The sequence below is a fragment of the Staphylococcus sp. 510 genome, from assembly GCF_057219715.1.
Map to the genome: position 1 here is coordinate 290565 of NZ_JBXVVK010000001.1, position 16482 is coordinate 307046.

Below are 16482 nucleotides of genomic sequence, written 5' to 3' on the forward strand. Positions count from 1 at the left end.
AATAACCATTATTGAATGCCTAAAGTATAACAATACCATAAATTTTTATAATATTACATTCTACTTTTGTTTTTATTTACTATTAATTGCAAGTAATACTTTTGAAGTTCAATATCCCCTATTCTCGTTGCTTCACGCAGTTTATGGTTTAGGGCTTCTAGTGAATCTTCATTTTTATTCTCATTCAATATGTTGATGTAATCTTCTAATTCATGTTCAAATGGTTCTTCATTTAAAACATATGAGTCTAAAGATATTAACGCTTCTCTCAAATCATCAGAATCAATGTATTGAATCATAGAACTGAGCTGATACATATCGTTATTCGAATAATAATCATGCAAAATATTAAATATACGCTTGAAATAGGCATTTGTAAAGTCATCTACTTCTATCTGTTGATGATAGTTTAGGAATGTATCTTTATCTTGCATGAAATGTTTTAAGAGTGCTCGTTCAGCTTTTTCATGACGAGTCAACTGGTTAAATTGAATGACTTGTTGAGGTTGTCCTTCATATGCGTATGCATCATCTGGATACGAAGGGATATTGCCTTGAGATTGCTGACGTAACCCCACTTCATAGTCTAAAGTCTCAAAACTTACTTTAAACAATTCTGCAACGTCTTGCAATACTTTTTTCTGAAGTATGGGCGAAGTCATTGCAGCAATATCTTGAGTCACTTCTTTCAGATATTTTTCATATGCTAGATCATTATTTTGAATTTCATCTTTATGTGTATTGACTTTAAACATTACAAATGATTTTTTGTCTTTTTGTACAAAGTCTAGAAACGCATCATTACCATACTTTCTAACATATTCATCAGGGTCCATATCTGAAGGTAATTGCACAACGAATACATTTAACCCTTGTTCTAATAGCGTTTGACCAGTTTTTAAGGTTGCTTCTCTACCAGCAAAGTCGCCATCAAACATTAGTGTAATATTAGACGTTAATTTTTTAATAAAAGTAATATGTTCGCTTGAAAGTTGAGTACCCATACTAGCAACTACTGTTTTTAAACCAGCATGATCTGATTTTATAACATCCATAAAACCTTCAAGTAATATGATTTCGTCATTTTTTCTAATGCTTTTACGTGCTTTGTCGAGATTATATAACAATTTTCTTTTTTGGAATATAGGTGTTTCCGGGCTATTTAAATACTTAGGTTCTTGGTTGGTATACGTCCTTGCAGAATATCCAACAATTCGCCCTTGAGCATTTTTTAATGGGAACATAATTCTATCTCTAAAGCGATCATAATAACTAAAATTCTCTTCATTTCTAGATAAAAGTCCAGCTTCATATGCTAATTCAATATCATATCCTTTTTTCTCTAAGAAATCATGACAGAAATGTGATGAATTAGGTGCGTAACCTATCCCTCTTTCTTTGATCAGCTGTTCTGGGAAATCTCTTTCTTTTAAATAAGTAAGTGCCTTCTCACCTTCTACTGTTTTCATAAGTGCATAGTGATAATATTCTTGCATTAGCTCATGCATTTCAATCATTTGCAAATCTTCTGAAGCAATTTGAGTATTCGTATTCTGATATTGGCTATTTCCTACATCAACCGTAATATTAACACGTTCCCCTAGTTCTTTAACTGCTTCTGTAAATGAAACGTCCTTTATTTCTTGAGTAAATTGAAATACATTACCACCCTTTTTACATCCGAAGCAATGACATATTTGTTTATCTTCAGAAACTGTGAACGAAGGTGTTTTTTCATCATGAAAAGGACACAAACCTATATAATTGCGTCCTCTCTTTTCTAGCTTTACATATTCACTTACCAAGTCGAGTATATCTGTCTTATCTTTTATTTCATTTATAACTGATTGTTCTATACGCAAATTAGATCACCTATGACATATTAGTCTTAATATTATACCTTTTTTATGCATTAATTGAAATTATTTTGTTTGATTATTTTCGATAAAATAAATGATATCATTTGCTGTTTCTTCTATTGCTTTATCAGTTACATCTATAACTGGACAACCTACTTTTTCTACTAATGATTCAAAGTATTCTAATTCCTCTTTAATTCTAGTTTCTGTAGCATATCTCGCAGAGTCGCCTAATCCTAATTGTTTAAGTCTTTCCTTACGAATACGATTTAATTTTTCTTCGCTAATTTTTAAAGCGATACATTTTGAAGGATCAATATCAAACAATGCATCTGGTGGCGTCACTTCTGGAACAATCGGTATATTCATCACTTTATAACTTTTATGTGCTAAGTACTGTGATAAAGGTGTTTTAGATGTTCTTGAAATACCTAATAAAACAATATCGGCTTTTGGTAAACCTTTTGGGTCCTTACCATCATCATATTTAACAGCAAACTCTATAGCGTCTATTTTCTTAAAATAAGCATCATCTAGTCTATGTACAATACCTGGTTCATAGTATGGTGTTTCTTCTATTGAACCTGATAATAAGTCCATAAGCGGCCCCATAATATCAACTGACTTAAGTTGATGTTCTTTAACTTTAGCCACCATGTATTTTTTGATTTCTGGTTTAACTAAAGTATATACAATTATTGCGTCTGTATCTTCAGCAACTTGAATCACTTCATCCACATTTTCAAAGGATTCTATGTATGGGTAACGTAAAAATTCATGTTTACATTGCTTAGGATTAAATTGAGAAACACCGGCTCTAGCTACTAATTCTGCTGTTTCTCCGATTGAATCAGAAGCAACAATAATATTTATATTATCCATCTATTAACCACCTATTCTTTAAATAATGATACAAATAATTTTGTGATTGTCGTTTTAGATATTCTACCAATCACTTCGAATTTTTGATTATCTTTCAATCTAACTATGGGTATTGCATCTATTTCCTTATCTATCATTTGATTCGCAGCATAGATTATTAGTTCACTTTCTTCAAGATAAGTTAAATTTGGCATTCGAGTCATATTGACGCTTATGGGCATCGTATGAATATCATTTCCAATCATTGATGCTCTTAATAGGTCTTTACGAGAACAAATACCGATAAAGTCATTATCTTTATTTGTAATAAATAATGTTCCAGCGTCTTCTAAAAATATAGTACAAATTGCGTCGTAGACTGACATATCTTCTTTAACCACAACAGGTTGAGACATATAATCTTTAACAACATATTGTCTTAATTGTTCATGTATAATTTTATTTTTTGATTTACCTGAATAATAATAACCAACTCGTGGACGCGCTTCTAAAAAGCCAGACATTGTTAAAATAGCTAAGTCAGGTCGTAATGTAGCCCGTGTTAAATTTAATTGATCAGCAATATGCTCACCAGTTATAGGTCCATGTTGCTTAACGATTTCTATAATTTGTTCTTGTCTTTGATTTAATTCTATAGGTCCTCACCCCTCTTATATACATTACATATTATAACTGTTATTTTTATTTGCCACAAACACATATAAACGCTTGCTATTAAATATTTAATCAATTAGAATAATTATAAAGCGAGCTAAGGACGGTGTGAGCTTAGCAGACAAATTTTGGCATAAAAATTTAATTAATTTAAAAGTGAGTGGCTACACTAATTTGGGTGGAACCGCGGGTTAAATGATATTTTAATGTATATGATTTATACTAAATAAAAATGACTAACTCGTCCCAAGATAATAAAGTATATTTATGATGCTTTGTTGTCTTGGGGCGTTTTTATGTGTAAGGAGAGAAAAATTATGGCAAATGATATGGAACAAATTGTACAATTAGCAAAACACAGAGGTTTTGTATTCCCAGGTAGTGACATTTATGGTGGATTATCTAATACATGGGATTATGGTCCGCTTGGTGTTGAATTAAAAAATAATGTAAAAAAAGCATGGTGGCAAAAATTTATTACTCAATCACCTTATAACGTAGGTCTAGATGCTGCGATTTTAATGAACCCAAAAACTTGGGAAGCATCAGGACACTTAGGTAACTTTAATGATCCAATGATTGATAACAAAGACAGTAAAATTCGTTATCGTGCTGATAAATTAATTGAAGATTACATGCAGCAAGAAAAAGGCGATGAAAACTTTATTGCTGATGGTTTAAGCTTCGATGAAATGAAAAAAATTATTGCTGATGAAGGCATTGTTTGTCCAGTAAGTGGTACTGCAAATTGGACTGATATTCGTCAATTTAATTTAATGTTCAAAACATTCCAAGGTGTAACTGAAGATTCAACAAATGAACTTTTCTTACGTCCAGAAACAGCGCAAGGTATTTTCGTTAACTACAAAAACGTTCAAAGATCAATGCGTAAAAAATTACCATTCGGTATTGGTCAGGTTGGTAAATCTTTCCGTAACGAGATTACGCCTGGTAACTTCATTTTTAGAACACGTGAATTCGAACAAATGGAACTTGAATTCTTCTGTAAACCTGGTGAAGAAATTGAATGGCAAAACTACTGGAAGACATTTGCTAGCCAATGGTTAAAAGACTTAAATATTAGCGAAGAAAACATGCGTTTACGTGACCATGATGCAGATGAATTATCTCACTACTCAAATGCTACAACTGATATCGAATATAAATTCCCATTTGGTTGGGGTGAACTATGGGGAATCGCAAGTCGTACTGACTTTGACTTGAAAAAACATAGTGAACATTCTGGTGAAGACTTTAAATATCATGACCCAGAAACAAATGAAAAGTATATTCCATATTGTATCGAACCGTCATTAGGTGCTGACCGTGTAACACTAGCGTTCTTATGTGATGCATATTCACAAGAAGGTGTTGAAGGAAGTAAGGACGAACGTACTGTACTTAAATTCCACCCTGCTTTAGCACCATACAAAGCGGCTATCTTACCATTAAGTAAGAAATTATCAAGTGAAGCAATTAAAATCTTTGAACAATTAAGTCAAAGTTTCTCAATAGATTTTGATGAATCACAATCTATTGGTAAACGTTACCGTCGACAAGATGAAATTGGTACGCCTTATTGTATTACATTCGACTTTGATTCTTTAGAGGATAATCAAGTTACTGTACGTGACAGAGATTCTATGGAACAAGTTCGTATGCCAATCTCAGAATTAGAAGCATTCTTAGCCGAAAAAGTTAAATTCTAATTCATCTATTATAAATAATCTATAAAAATACCGAATCACATAATAATGTGGTTCGGTATTTTGTGTTTGTTAAAGACTAGTCTTTCATTTCTAACCTCTTTAACTGGTTGATTAACTTTTGACTTTTAAAGAACATACCTGCATATTCTCTATATAGCATGATCATCAATTCTGACATTTCGTCTAAAATATCTTGATGGATATTTAATTCATTCATTTTTTCAATGGGGAGTTTGTACAAGACATCTAATAAATATAATGTTTTATTGGATAATTGTAATGCATGTGGATCTTGGTATGCTACAGCTTGAGAAATAGCACCATCAAATTTGAAACTATAGCCAACCAATTTTGATTGATCGGAATTACCGCTTATTACGCATTGATTAAATAAAGCAGAAAAACCAAACTTATTCATACACTTAAGTAATACAATGATTGACATTAATTGAGCTGACTGACCAGATGATATCTTGGTTAGAACAAAGTTTAGTAAATCATAATTATATTTTGAAATTTCATCTTCTTCCATTGAACGATCAATGGTTTCGGCACATAAAGTTGCGAAACTACTTTCATACAAATCGAGTTGTAATTCATAATGTTGGTTAATGACATCTACAGAATTAAGCGTACCCATACCTCGCCATTTATTATAAATAAATAAGCCATACACAAACATTTGTGTATGCGCTTGTAAACCTGATTTAATTTTCTTGGCCCTTCTAGCCATCAATGGAACTTTGCTACCATATTCATTTAAAATTGTAATTATTTTATCTGATTCGCCGTACTCCACTGATTTAATTATGATGCCTTTTTGTTTCATTAGCATACTAACTCACCATCTCTCTGAGTTAATCTTGATCTTCAATATAACCAATTTGACGAATAAAGTTAACTTTATTTCTCCAATCTTTTTGCACCTTAACCCATAGTTCAAGATATACTTTAGAACCTAGAAGCATTTCTATATCGTGTCTTGCCCTCTTTCCGACTTCTTTTAGTTTCTTGCCACCTTTACCAATGACGATTCCTTTTTGAGAATCACGTTCAACATATATCGTAGCTTCGATTCGAACTCTATCTTCATCTTCTTTAATCATACGATCAACATTAACGCCAATAGCATGTGGAATTTCTTCACTTGTTAAGTGTAATATTTTTTCACGAATAATTTCACCGACCACAAACTGTTCAGGATGGTCCGAAATTTGATCATCTGGATAATATTTTGGTCCTTCAGGTAAGTATGACTTTAATACATCTATAAAATGATCGACATTCAAACCTTCTAGTGCAGAAATTGGTACGATTTCAGTGAAGTCCATATATTCTTGATACTTTTCTATTTTAGGCATTAATGCATCAGGATGTACTAAATCTATTTTATTTAATACTAAAAATACGGGTGTTTTTAAATCCTTTAGCATATCCATAATATATTCATCGCCACGACCAATGTCTTCGTTTACATTAACCATAAACATAATCGCATCTATTTCAGAAAGTGTATTTGTGGCAACTTTCATCATGTAATCTCCAAGCTTATGTTTAGGTTTATGGATACCAGGTGTGTCAATAAATATAATTTGGGCATCGTCTCTTGTCATAACACCTTGAATTTTGTTACGTGTTGTTTGTGCTTTATCAGACATAATCGCAATTTTATGTCCGATAACTCTATTTACAAATGTAGATTTACCTACATTGGGTCTTCCTATAATTGAAACAAATCCTGATTTATGTTCTGTCATTTATTTAAATCCTTTCCAAAAAATCCGTATGGTAGTAATTCTTTAACTGTTGATTCGATCATATCGCCTTTATGATTAGTCATATAAACTGGCATATCATCGTCACATAACTCTTTTAATACTTGTCGACATTCACCACAAGGTGATGATGGTACTTCAGCATCTACAGTGACAGTGATAGATTCAAAATCTCCAGGCTGATATCCAGCAGATATCGCAGCAACTAAACTTGCGCGTTCTGCACAAATACACATTGAATATGCTGCGTTTTCTACATTAGTTCCATAAAATGTTCGTCCATCTTTAGCTTTCAAATAGGCACCAACTTTAAAGTTACTATATGGTGAATAAGATCTTCGTTGTGCTTCTCTAACTTCTTTAAAATAATGAGATTGATAACTCATTGATTCCGCCTCCTATATTAAATTAATTAAATGTGGAATAAAGACAATGAAGCCAATGATTAATGCTAAGACGGAAACAATCATCACACTAAAAGCAGCAATATCTTTCGCATATTTAGCGTAATCATGATACTCAGTAGTAACTAAGTCAACCACATATTCAACGGCTGTATTAATAGCTTCAAATGCTAAAACTAAACAAATTGCTAATAATATAAATATCCACTCAGAACGATTAATATGAAGTAAAAATCCAAAAACAATTGCTATGATACTCGCATATATATGAAGTGAGAATTTTTGATCTTTGATTAAAAGTGTTTTCAAACCATTTAGTGCATATTTAAAACGACTCATTATTAGTCTCTCGTCAATCCATAGGCGTTTAAAATAGCATCTTGACGACCAAACATTTCTTTCTCATCTTCTTCATTCATATGATCATAGCCTAGTAAGTGAAGAAAGCCATGTAATGCTAAAAAGCCTAATTCTCTTTCAAAGGAATGTCCGTAAGATTCTGATTGTTCTTGAGCAACATCTGTACAAATAATGATGTCACCTAATACTCTAGGTATATCAAATTCACTCATATCAATGTCGGGTTCATCTTCTTCAAGTGCAAATGATATGACATCCGTAACTTTGTCTTTGTCTCTATACATCTTATTAATCTCTTGAATTTCAGATTTATCTACGAAGGTAATAGATAATTCAGCATCTTCACTAATTTCTTCTTGCTGCTTAGCAAAATTAAGTAGCTTTTCAATTTGTTCATACCATTCATCTTTAACTAACTCAGTATGATCACTAAAATCTATTGTAAACATTTAGTCCTCTCCCTCGTATCTATCTATAATTTTACTTACAAGTGGATGTCTCACTACATCACTTTGATCAAGTTTCATAATATTAATCCCTTTAACACCATGTAACTTTTTGACCGCTTCTTTCAACCCGCTTTTAACACCTTTTGGTAAGTCGACTTGTGTTTGGTCACCTGTGACTACCATTTTAGAACCAAATCCTAAACGAGTTAAAAACATTTTCATTTGAGCATGAGTTGTATTTTGTGCTTCATCTAAAATCACAAATGCATCGTCTAATGTTCGACCACGCATGTATGCTAATGGAGCAATTTCTATAATACCACGTTCTATAAATCGTGCAGTTTGTTCTCTACCTAGCACGGTATTTAATCCATCATATAATGGTCTCAAATACGGATCAACTTTCTCTTTTAAATCACCAGGTAAAAATCCTAATGATTCACCCGCTTCAACTGCCGGACGTGTTAATACGATTCGTTTAACGTTTCCTTTACGTAATTGTTTAGCAGCATAGACAACTGCTAAAAATGTTTTACCAGTTCCTGCAGGACCTATACCAAAGACTAAGTCATTTCGATACATAGCATTTATATACATTCGCTGACCCATAGTTTTAGCGCGGATGGTTTTGCCAAAAGCATCTTTAGTAATTTCTTCATCATATAAGTCTAAAAGTTGTTGGATTGTGCCATTTTCTGCCATTTTAATAGCAGCTTCAACATCTTTTAACGTTATATTATTTCCCAATTCAATCACTTTTAATAAATTGGTTAACACTAATTCGGCTTTTTCTACATGCTTAATTTTTTCACCTTTAACCGCAATTTCTTGACCACGAGCATGTATTACGACATCAAAACTATCTTCTATAGCTTTTAAATGTTCATCATTGTTACCTATTAAAGCTTGGGATTGATTAATGTCGTCGATTTGAATTATACCAGGCATAAACGCGCTCCTTTTCAAAATACATTTTTATAATTCACTATACCCATATTTGGGTTAATATACTTATATTATACCATTGTTATGGCTATATTGATTCTATTTCGTTTTAATTTAAATAATTCAATCAAGTCTTTTATATGTTGATTTTGAACGTATAATCATTCTTATCTAAATATTACTAAATTCTGTAAAGTGACTCAAATCATCCTTTAATCATCTTTGACTTCAATCATTCGCAATAAAAAAACCTATTGGAAATAATCCAATAGGCTGAATATTATAATTGTTTAGGTTTGGCCAAAATTTCAGACCAGATGATACCATTAACGACTTCATCATTGTCAAATTGAAATGCTGATTTAGACATATTACGTTCTATATTTTGAGAATTAAGTAATTGCTTTAATCTTAATTGTTTAGTACGTTCAGATAAATATTTGTCATTAATAATATCCTGCGCTTTCTTCTCAATAAGAGCAAGTTGCTTTTCTTTCTCCCTATCGATTTCACTTCTAACATTTTTAAGATCTTGTTGAAGTTTTTTCTCTAATGCTTTACGTAAATTCTCAGAATTTTCATCCCTTGATGAAGTTGGTTTAACTGGTTCGCGTATATCTTTTTCATTATGATAAGGCGTCGGGTCTGGTTTAGGTATTGAATCATCATAATCTGTTGGTCTTCTATGCATTTCTTCTGTTGTCTGTTCAGTTTTCTCTAAATTTTGATTAATGGGTGGTAATGTATCTTCATATTTCTTTTTCTTGTCAGTTGTTGTTTCTCCATTAATCTCATCATTAATTTCTCTAAATGTTTTTTCAATTTCTTCTAAGAAACCACCTGTTTTAGGTTGTTGATTATCTTTAGGTGATTGAGGTGGCTTTTGATTCTGTCTTTCTTTATGACTATTATCACGTATGGTACTAATGATTGTCGCTATCACAGATATGACAAAAATAATTACCCCAATACTCATTTAATCACCCCACAGTTATTGTTCTGGTGATTCGTCATCATTTTGATCAGTACGTTTATTAATAGCATTTCTCATACCAGTATCGGCTTCTATATTTTTAAGATTGTAGTAATCTTTGACGCCAATATTTCCTGATCGTAAAGCTTCTGCCATTGCTAAAGGTACCTCTGACTCAGCTTCTACAACTTTAGCACGCATTTCTTGTACTCGAGCTTTCATTTCTTGTTCAGAAGCTACAGCCATTGCACGACGTTCCTCAGCTTTAGCTTGTGCAATATTTTTATCAGCAAGTGCTTGTTCAGTTTGTAAATCTGCACCAATATTCTTACTAATATCAACATCGGCTATATCAATAGAAAGTATTTCAAAAGCTGTTCCTGAGTCTAATCCTTTACTTAATACTGTTTTAGAAATGCTGTCAGGATTTTCAAGAACTTCTGTATGATGTTTACTTGAACCTATTGTTGAAACAATACCTTCACCTACACGGGCAATAATTGTTTCTTCACCAGCACCACCGACTAAACGAGCAATATTGGCACGAACAGTAATACGGGCTTTCGCTTTAACTTCTATACCGTTCATAGCTACACCGGCAATAAATGGTGTTTCAATAACTTTAGGGTTAACTGACATTTGAACTGCTTCTAAAACATCTCTACCTGCTAAATCGATTGCTGCACCTCGTTCAAATGGTAAATCAATATCTGCACGTTGCGCAGCGATATTAGCATCAACAACTCTATCTACATTACCTCCAGCAAGATAATGTGATTCAAGTTGATTTGTTTTTAGATTTAAACCTGCTTTGTGCGCTTTAATTAATGGGCCAATCACTTTTCTCGGTGAAACCCTTCTTAATCGCATACCTACTAAGGTACCAATACCAACATGTACACCAGCAGCTAATGCAGAAATCCAAAGACCTACTGGTACAAATGAAAATAGTATTAATAAGGCTACAATAATTACTACTGCAATTATAATAAATCCTATACTAAACATCGTATCTCTCCTTTTTTATTATTCTATTTCTCTTACAACAACTCGTGTACCTTCAACCTCAAGTATTTTAACTTGTCTATTTCTTAATATGAATGTACCGTCAGAAACTGCATCGATACGATCATCCTCACAAGAAATAATACCTGCTGGTCTTAAATCGGTGATGGTGCGAGCTGTTTTACCAACTAAATGAGAGCGATCATCATGTGATGTATATCCTGATTCAGCATTTGTTGAATCTTTTAAAATGACCTTATCCAAAAATGGAATTTTTCGTTTGAATAATTTAACTAAAATCACCCATTCAATGATTGATAATATTAAGGCTACGATGACATTACCTAGCATAAGTAACAAGTTATTTCCTAACATGACTATGCTTATTGTTATTAAAATCATACCAATAATACCAATGACTGCTCCAACGACGAACAATTCAATAATGACGAAAATAACACCCACGGTAAATAAGATGACTGATAATATATTGACATCACCTTGCATTAGAAAGCCTAAAAACATAATTAATAAGGCTAATGAAGCGATAATACCAACAAAATTGATTCTTTTAGAATACAATTGATATAAAAAGCCTAAAAATATAATACAGGTAAGAATAAGTGATACCAATGGATGAACAATGATATTAGCAATGTCATTGACCCAATTATTCTCTGATGAAAATTGTGTTAAAACTAACCTATGTATTTCATTTAAATATCCCATTGTTTCACCTCGCTCTCATAATAATTATACATGAAAACGCAGTCATATTATAGTGATTCACTAATATATAAAAAAATAATTTATCAAAAACAATAGTAATTACAGACTAATTTGTTATAAACAATGAATTTAATTTTCCATAAAAAGTACACAAAAACACCTCAGTTTATAAACTGAGGTGTTTTATATTTATAATTAACATTCTTGTTGAGGGAGTCAACAGAGTTATTAATTATTTGAATTTACGTTTACGTGCAGCTTCAGATTTCTTTTTACGTTTAACACTAGGTTTTTCGTAAAATTCACGTTTACGTACTTCTTGGATAGTACCACTTTTTGAAACTGAACGCTTAAATCGACGTAAAGCATCTTCAAGTGATTCATTTTTACGTACTACTGTTTTAGACATCTGTATTTCCCTCCCTCCAAATATCAACGGAAATTTATATATTCAACTGCATAGTAAAACTATGCTTTAATTAGTATAATATATCTCCAATATCCGGTCAATTACTAATATTTATATTTTTAAAATAATTAAACTAGCACTTCATGTTCTGATTTATTTGTGGCATGTTCTACAATACGGATTGCTTTCCCGTAGTTTAAAGGATAATCAGCTTTTTGAATTTTCACTTTAATAATTTGGCCAATTAAATCCTCAGTACCTTCAAATTCTACTTTCATATAGTTATCTGCATATCCCACTAAAGTATTTGGTTTTTCACCTTTTTCTTCAGGGATAACTTCTAGCACTTCATTTTCGAATTTTGAAGCATACTCTTTTGCTAATTGATCACTTAATGCAATTAATTTGTGAACACGTTCGTTTTTGATATCTTCATCAATTTGATTGTCCATTCTTGCTGCAGGTGTACCAATTCTAGATGAATATGGGAATACGTGTAATTCAGAGAATTGATGTTTGACGATAAAGTCATACGTTTCTTGGAATTCTTCTTCAGTTTCACCCGGGAAGCCTACGATAACATCACTAGTTATTGCAACGTCTGGTAATGCTTCATGTAGTTTGGTAATTCGTTCAGAGAAATGTTCCATAGTGTATTTACGTCTCATACGTTTAAGAACTGTATCAGAACCAGACTGTAATGGTACATGTAAATGTCTTACGATTTTGTTTGAACGTTCTAATACGTCAATAACTTCATCGGTTAATTGACTTGCTTCGATAGAAGAAATACGAATACGTTCTAAACCATCCACTTGATCTAAATCTCTTAATAATTGCGCTAAGTTATAGTTCTTAAGATCTTGACCATAACCACCTGTATGGATACCAGTTAAAACAATTTCTTTATAACCAGCATTAACTAATGTTGTAGCTTGTTCTACAACTTTTTCAGGGTCTCTTGATCTCATTAAACCACGTGCCCATGGAATAATGCAGAAAGTACAAAAGTTGTTACAACCTTCTTGTATTTTTAACGATGCTCTTGTTCTATCTGTAAAGTAAGGAACATCTAATTCTTCGTATTTACGGTTTTTCATGATGTTACCTACACCATTAATTGGTTGACGTTCCTTTTGGAACTCATCTATATAATCAAGTAATTTATGTCTATCTTGTGTTCCTACTACGACATCTACGCCAGGAATTTCCATAATTTCTGCTGAAGACGTTTGTGCATAACAACCTGTTACACAAACAACTGCGTCTGGATTTTTTCTAATCGCTCTTCTAATTATTTGTCGACTTTTTTTATCGCCTGTATTCGTTACTGTGCAGGTATTGATAACAAATACATCTGCATTTGTTTCAAAATCGACTCGCTCGTAATCTGCTTCCTTAAATAATTGCCAAATTGCTTCTGTTTCATAGTGGTTAACTTTACAACCTAAAGTGTGAAACGCAACTGTGGACATATTGTTCACCCCATTAATTCTTTTTCGTAACTTAATGCGCCTAATGTATATAGTGGCGCTGTTTCTGCCCGTAATATTCTAGGTCCTAAACCAACTAACTGTGAATGAGGTTTTAACATTGACACTTCCTCATCAGATAGTCCACCTTCAGGGCCAAATATAAGTAATACACGATCTTGTGGCTTAAATTGCTTTAACATATGTTTAAAATGACTAATTTCACCATGTTTAGCTTCTTCTTCATAAGCAACAAGGACACAATCATACTGATTTATAATATCACAAATTAACTTTGAATTCGATAGATAACTGATGTGTGGAATGGTTAATCGATAACTTTGTTCAGCGGCTTCTTTGATAATTTTTTGCCATCTTTCAAGCTTTTTTGACGCCTTTGTAGAATTTAATTTAACAATAGAACGTTGCATTTCAACAGCAATAAATTCACTAGCACCTAGTTCAGTTGCCTTTTGAATCATCCATTCATACTTATCTGCTTTGATTAACCCACTACATATCGTAATATGCTGGGGCAACTCTGTATCAATATCTTGTTTTTCGATTAATTCAATTTCTATTTCTTGATCTCCTATATGGATGATCTCACATGTATAGACATTTTGATCATTAAATGTGGTTACTATTTGTTGACCTTCACACTGTCTCATCACATTCTTAATATGATGTATATCTTCTTTATTTGTAATAAAAAAACGCTGACTTTCATCAGCGTTTTGATTGATAAAATATCTTTGCAAATTAGTCACTCACTTTCTGACCAACGATACAAACCCAACCGTTGTCATGTTGAACTGAAATAATTTTAAAACCTACACGCTTCATATGTGATTCAATATCTTCGTATTTTTCTTCAATAATACCAGATGTTATAAAATAACCGTCTTCATTGACTGTATTATAAGCGTCTTCTATCATTTCATCAATAATATGAGCTAAAATATTTGCAATAACAATATCAAAATGTTCTTTTTCATCTTTTAATAAATTGCCAGGAACTGCTTCAATCGCGTTTAAACAATGATTCTTTTCGAAATTTTCTTTGGCTACATTGACAGCCATTTCATCAATATCTAAAGCTTTAATTCGTTTAACACCAATCAAGTGACTTGCAATACTTAAAATACCAGACCCTGTACCTACATCAATCACAGAATGTTGAGGCTTCACAAAGTTCTCAATTGCCTTTAAACACATACTTGTTGTAGGATGATCACCTGTACCAAAAGCCATTCCAGGGTCTAATTCTATACAAAGTTCATTTGCCGATTCTTTAGTATAGGTTTCCCAACTGGGAACAATCGTAAATGTTTCAGATGCTCTGAAAGGATGGAAATAATTTTTCCATTCATTTTCCCAATCTGCTTCAGCAATTGTTTGATGTGAAATATTTAAAATATCTAGGTCGATATCTTGTAGTGATAAAATTGCTTGTTCTATGTTAGATAGCAATGTATTATCATAAGTCATTTCATTAAAGTAAGCTTTTAATCTAACGCCTTCTGAAGGATAATCATCGCTATTTAACTCATAAATCTCACCAAATTTATCTTCTGGTGGATTCACAAGGTCGTTGGAATCTTCTATAACTACGCCATTTGATCCATAATTTTCTAGTATATCTGTAACCAAATATTCAACATCATGGTTTACTACGATTGATAGTTCCGTCCAATTCATTATTTTTTATTCTCCTTTAAAGAATCTTTTTGCTTTATCTTTAAAATTAGATGGTTGCTCAGTTAAATCTTCACCATTTATGTCAGCAAATTCTTTCATTAATTCTTTTTGACGTTCAGTCATTTTAGTTGGTGTTAGAACCTTAATATTAACAAATAAGTCACCATGTCCATATCCGTGAACATTTTTAATACCTTTGTCTTTGAGACGGAACTGTTTTCCAGTTTGAGTACCTGCAGGAATTGTCAATACGACATTACTGTTTAATGTAGGGATTTTCACTTCATCACCTAATGCGGCTTGAGGGAAACTAATATTTAAATCATAATAAATGTCATCGCCATCTCGTTTAAATACTTCAGAAGGTTTAACTCTGAAAACAACATATAGGTCGCCACTTGGACCACCGTTAACACCTGGAGAACCCTCGCCTGCAAGTCGAATTTGTTGTTCATTATCAACACCTTCAGGAATAGTCACTTCTAGCTTAACTGTTTTATTTTCAGTTCCTTTACCATGACATGTTGGACATGGTTCTTCAAACTCTTGACCGCTACCTTCACATTTAGGACAAACTTGTTCTGTTCTAACTCTACCTAGAATTGTATTTTGTTCTACTGAAACTGATCCTGCTCCATTACAATAGCTACATGTTTTCTTATTAGTTCCTGGTTTAGCACCTTCACCATTACATGTATGACATGTTACATCTTTTCTAATAGAAATTTCTTTTTTACCGCCAAATACCGCTTCATCAAATGTGATAGTCATTGTATATTGTAGGTCATCACCTTTTCGTGGTGCATTAGGATCACGTTGTCTTGAGGCACCACCGAAGAATGAACTGAAAATATCTTCGAAGCCACCTCCGCTAAATCCGCCAAAGTCGCCACCGCCAAAGCCTTGGCTACCGAAACCACCTTGAGCACCAGCGTGTCCGAATTGATCATAGTTTGCTCTTTTATTATCATCACTTAATACTTCATATGCTTCAGATATTTCTTTGAATTTTTCATCTGCGCCTTCTTCTTTGTTGATATCAGGATGATATTTTTTTGATAATTTTCTGTAAGCTTTTTTAATTTCATCTTTAGAAGCACCTTTACTTACTCCTAAGACCTCATAATAATCTCTTTTGGCCACAGTAACCTCTCCT

Annotated in this window: 18 protein-coding genes; 1 reads left to right on the plus strand and 17 read right to left on the minus strand. The window is 32.6% G+C overall.

Annotated features, from left to right (window positions below):
* Positions 1 to 53: 53 nt before the first annotated feature.
* Genes dnaG through ccpN form a run of 3 tightly spaced genes read right to left on the minus strand, consistent with a single transcriptional unit; the run spans position 54 to position 3376 of the window.
* Positions 54 to 1862, minus strand: coding sequence for a DNA primase (gene dnaG, locus AC2D8K_RS01335; protein ID WP_002451871.1), 1809 nt, complete (start codon positions 1860 to 1862; stop codon positions 54 to 56).
* A 60-nt stretch (positions 1863 to 1922) separates the two neighbouring features.
* Complete coding sequence (locus AC2D8K_RS01340) at positions 1923 to 2741, minus strand: pyruvate, water dikinase regulatory protein (RefSeq protein ID WP_002451870.1); 819 nt, start codon at positions 2739 to 2741, stop codon at positions 1923 to 1925.
* An 11-nt stretch (positions 2742 to 2752) separates the two neighbouring features.
* Positions 2753 to 3376 (minus strand): transcriptional regulator CcpN, encoded by a 624-nt coding sequence (ccpN, locus tag AC2D8K_RS01345; RefSeq protein ID WP_484697904.1) that lies wholly within the window; start codon positions 3374 to 3376, stop codon positions 2753 to 2755.
* A 336-nt stretch (positions 3377 to 3712) separates the two neighbouring features.
* On the opposite strand from ccpN, the gene AC2D8K_RS01350 reads away from it, so the two are divergent.
* Positions 3713 to 5104, plus strand: coding sequence for a glycine--tRNA ligase (locus AC2D8K_RS01350; protein WP_002451868.1), 1392 nt, complete (start codon positions 3713 to 3715; stop codon positions 5102 to 5104).
* Positions 5105 to 5180: 76 nt separating this feature from the next.
* Here AC2D8K_RS01350 and recO read toward each other — a convergent pair whose 3' ends face one another.
* The 14 genes from recO to dnaJ form a co-directional block, all read right to left on the minus strand.
* Positions 5181 to 5933, minus strand: coding sequence for a DNA repair protein RecO (gene recO, locus AC2D8K_RS01355; RefSeq protein WP_172852440.1), 753 nt, complete (start codon positions 5931 to 5933; stop codon positions 5181 to 5183).
* A gap of 28 nt (positions 5934 to 5961) precedes the next feature.
* Positions 5962 to 6861: a GTPase Era gene (era, locus tag AC2D8K_RS01360; protein WP_002451866.1), complete on the minus strand. Its 900-nt coding sequence runs from the start codon at positions 6859 to 6861 to the stop codon at positions 5962 to 5964.
* Complete coding sequence (cdd, locus tag AC2D8K_RS01365; protein WP_002451865.1) at positions 6858 to 7265, minus strand: cytidine deaminase; 408 nt, start codon at positions 7263 to 7265, stop codon at positions 6858 to 6860. The genes era and cdd overlap by 4 nt, the downstream gene beginning before the upstream one ends.
* A 12-nt stretch (positions 7266 to 7277) precedes the next feature.
* Positions 7278 to 7622: a diacylglycerol kinase family protein gene (locus AC2D8K_RS01370; protein ID WP_484697862.1), complete on the minus strand. Its 345-nt coding sequence runs from the start codon at positions 7620 to 7622 to the stop codon at positions 7278 to 7280.
* Between the two features lie 2 nt (positions 7623 to 7624).
* Entirely contained in the window at positions 7625 to 8092 is a 468-nt protein-coding gene (ybeY, locus tag AC2D8K_RS01375) for an rRNA maturation RNase YbeY (RefSeq protein ID WP_002451863.1), read from the minus strand.
* Complete coding sequence (locus tag AC2D8K_RS01380) at positions 8093 to 9040, minus strand: PhoH family protein (RefSeq protein WP_484697865.1); 948 nt, start codon at positions 9038 to 9040, stop codon at positions 8093 to 8095.
* 277 nt (positions 9041 to 9317) lie between these two features.
* Positions 9318 to 10013 carry a hypothetical protein gene (locus AC2D8K_RS01385; protein WP_002451861.1) on the minus strand — a complete coding sequence of 232 codons (696 nt, stop codon included), beginning with the start codon at positions 10011 to 10013 and terminating at the stop codon, positions 9318 to 9320.
* A 15-nt stretch (positions 10014 to 10028) separates the two neighbouring features.
* On the minus strand, positions 10029 to 11018 hold the full coding sequence (gene floA / locus AC2D8K_RS01390; protein ID WP_002451860.1) for a flotillin-like protein FloA: 990 nt from the start codon (positions 11016 to 11018) through the stop codon (positions 10029 to 10031).
* A gap of 18 nt (positions 11019 to 11036) precedes the next feature.
* Complete coding sequence (locus tag AC2D8K_RS01395; RefSeq protein ID WP_002451859.1) at positions 11037 to 11744, minus strand: NfeD family protein; 708 nt, start codon at positions 11742 to 11744, stop codon at positions 11037 to 11039.
* A 232-nt stretch (positions 11745 to 11976) separates the two neighbouring features.
* Positions 11977 to 12153: a 30S ribosomal protein S21 gene (rpsU, locus tag AC2D8K_RS01400; protein WP_000048060.1), complete on the minus strand. Its 177-nt coding sequence runs from the start codon at positions 12151 to 12153 to the stop codon at positions 11977 to 11979.
* A gap of 128 nt (positions 12154 to 12281) precedes the next feature.
* A complete protein-coding gene (gene mtaB / locus AC2D8K_RS01405) occupies positions 12282 to 13628 on the minus strand; it encodes a tRNA (N(6)-L-threonylcarbamoyladenosine(37)-C(2))-methylthiotransferase MtaB (RefSeq protein ID WP_002451858.1) in 1347 nt (448 codons plus the stop codon).
* 5 nt (positions 13629 to 13633) lie between these two features.
* Positions 13634 to 14386: a 16S rRNA (uracil(1498)-N(3))-methyltransferase gene (locus tag AC2D8K_RS01410; RefSeq protein WP_002451857.1), complete on the minus strand. Its 753-nt coding sequence runs from the start codon at positions 14384 to 14386 to the stop codon at positions 13634 to 13636.
* A gap of 1 nt (position 14387) precedes the next feature.
* The gene (prmA, locus tag AC2D8K_RS01415) at positions 14388 to 15326 is read right to left on the minus strand and encodes a 50S ribosomal protein L11 methyltransferase (RefSeq protein ID WP_426828389.1); all 939 of its coding nucleotides are present in this window, start codon (positions 15324 to 15326) and stop codon (positions 14388 to 14390) included.
* A gap of 6 nt (positions 15327 to 15332) precedes the next feature.
* Positions 15333 to 16469 (minus strand): molecular chaperone DnaJ, encoded by a 1137-nt coding sequence (gene dnaJ / locus AC2D8K_RS01420; protein WP_002451855.1) that lies wholly within the window; start codon positions 16467 to 16469, stop codon positions 15333 to 15335.
* Between the last annotated feature and the right edge of the window lie 13 nt (positions 16470 to 16482).

Excerpts from the sequence above, each read along its gene's own strand:
- AC2D8K_RS01340 (WP_002451870.1), bottom strand. The coding sequence starts at position 2,741 with ATGGATAATATAAATATTATTGTTGCTTCTGATTCAATCGGAGAAACA.
- AC2D8K_RS01350 (WP_002451868.1), top strand. The coding sequence starts at position 3,713 with ATGGCAAATGATATGGAACAAATTGTACAATTAGCAAAACACAGAGGT.
- recO (WP_172852440.1), bottom strand. The coding sequence starts at position 5,933 with ATGAAACAAAAAGGCATCATAATTAAATCAGTGGAGTACGGCGAATCA.
- era (WP_002451866.1), bottom strand. The coding sequence starts at position 6,861 with ATGACAGAACATAAATCAGGATTTGTTTCAATTATAGGAAGACCCAAT.
- cdd (WP_002451865.1), bottom strand. The coding sequence starts at position 7,265 with ATGAGTTATCAATCTCATTATTTTAAAGAAGTTAGAGAAGCACAACGA.
- AC2D8K_RS01370 (WP_484697862.1), bottom strand. The coding sequence starts at position 7,622 with ATGAGTCGTTTTAAATATGCACTAAATGGTTTGAAAACACTTTTAATC.
- ybeY (WP_002451863.1), bottom strand. The coding sequence starts at position 8,092 with ATGTTTACAATAGATTTTAGTGATCATACTGAGTTAGTTAAAGATGAA.
- AC2D8K_RS01380 (WP_484697865.1), bottom strand. The coding sequence starts at position 9,040 with ATGCCTGGTATAATTCAAATCGACGACATTAATCAATCCCAAGCTTTA.
- AC2D8K_RS01385 (WP_002451861.1), bottom strand. The coding sequence starts at position 10,013 with ATGAGTATTGGGGTAATTATTTTTGTCATATCTGTGATAGCGACAATC.
- floA (WP_002451860.1), bottom strand. The coding sequence starts at position 11,018 with ATGTTTAGTATAGGATTTATTATAATTGCAGTAGTAATTATTGTAGCC.
- AC2D8K_RS01395 (WP_002451859.1), bottom strand. The coding sequence starts at position 11,744 with ATGGGATATTTAAATGAAATACATAGGTTAGTTTTAACACAATTTTCA.
- rpsU (WP_000048060.1), bottom strand. The coding sequence starts at position 12,153 with ATGTCTAAAACAGTAGTACGTAAAAATGAATCACTTGAAGATGCTTTA.
- mtaB (WP_002451858.1), bottom strand. The coding sequence starts at position 13,628 with ATGTCCACAGTTGCGTTTCACACTTTAGGTTGTAAAGTTAACCACTAT.
- prmA (WP_426828389.1), bottom strand. The coding sequence starts at position 15,326 with ATGAATTGGACGGAACTATCAATCGTAGTAAACCATGATGTTGAATAT.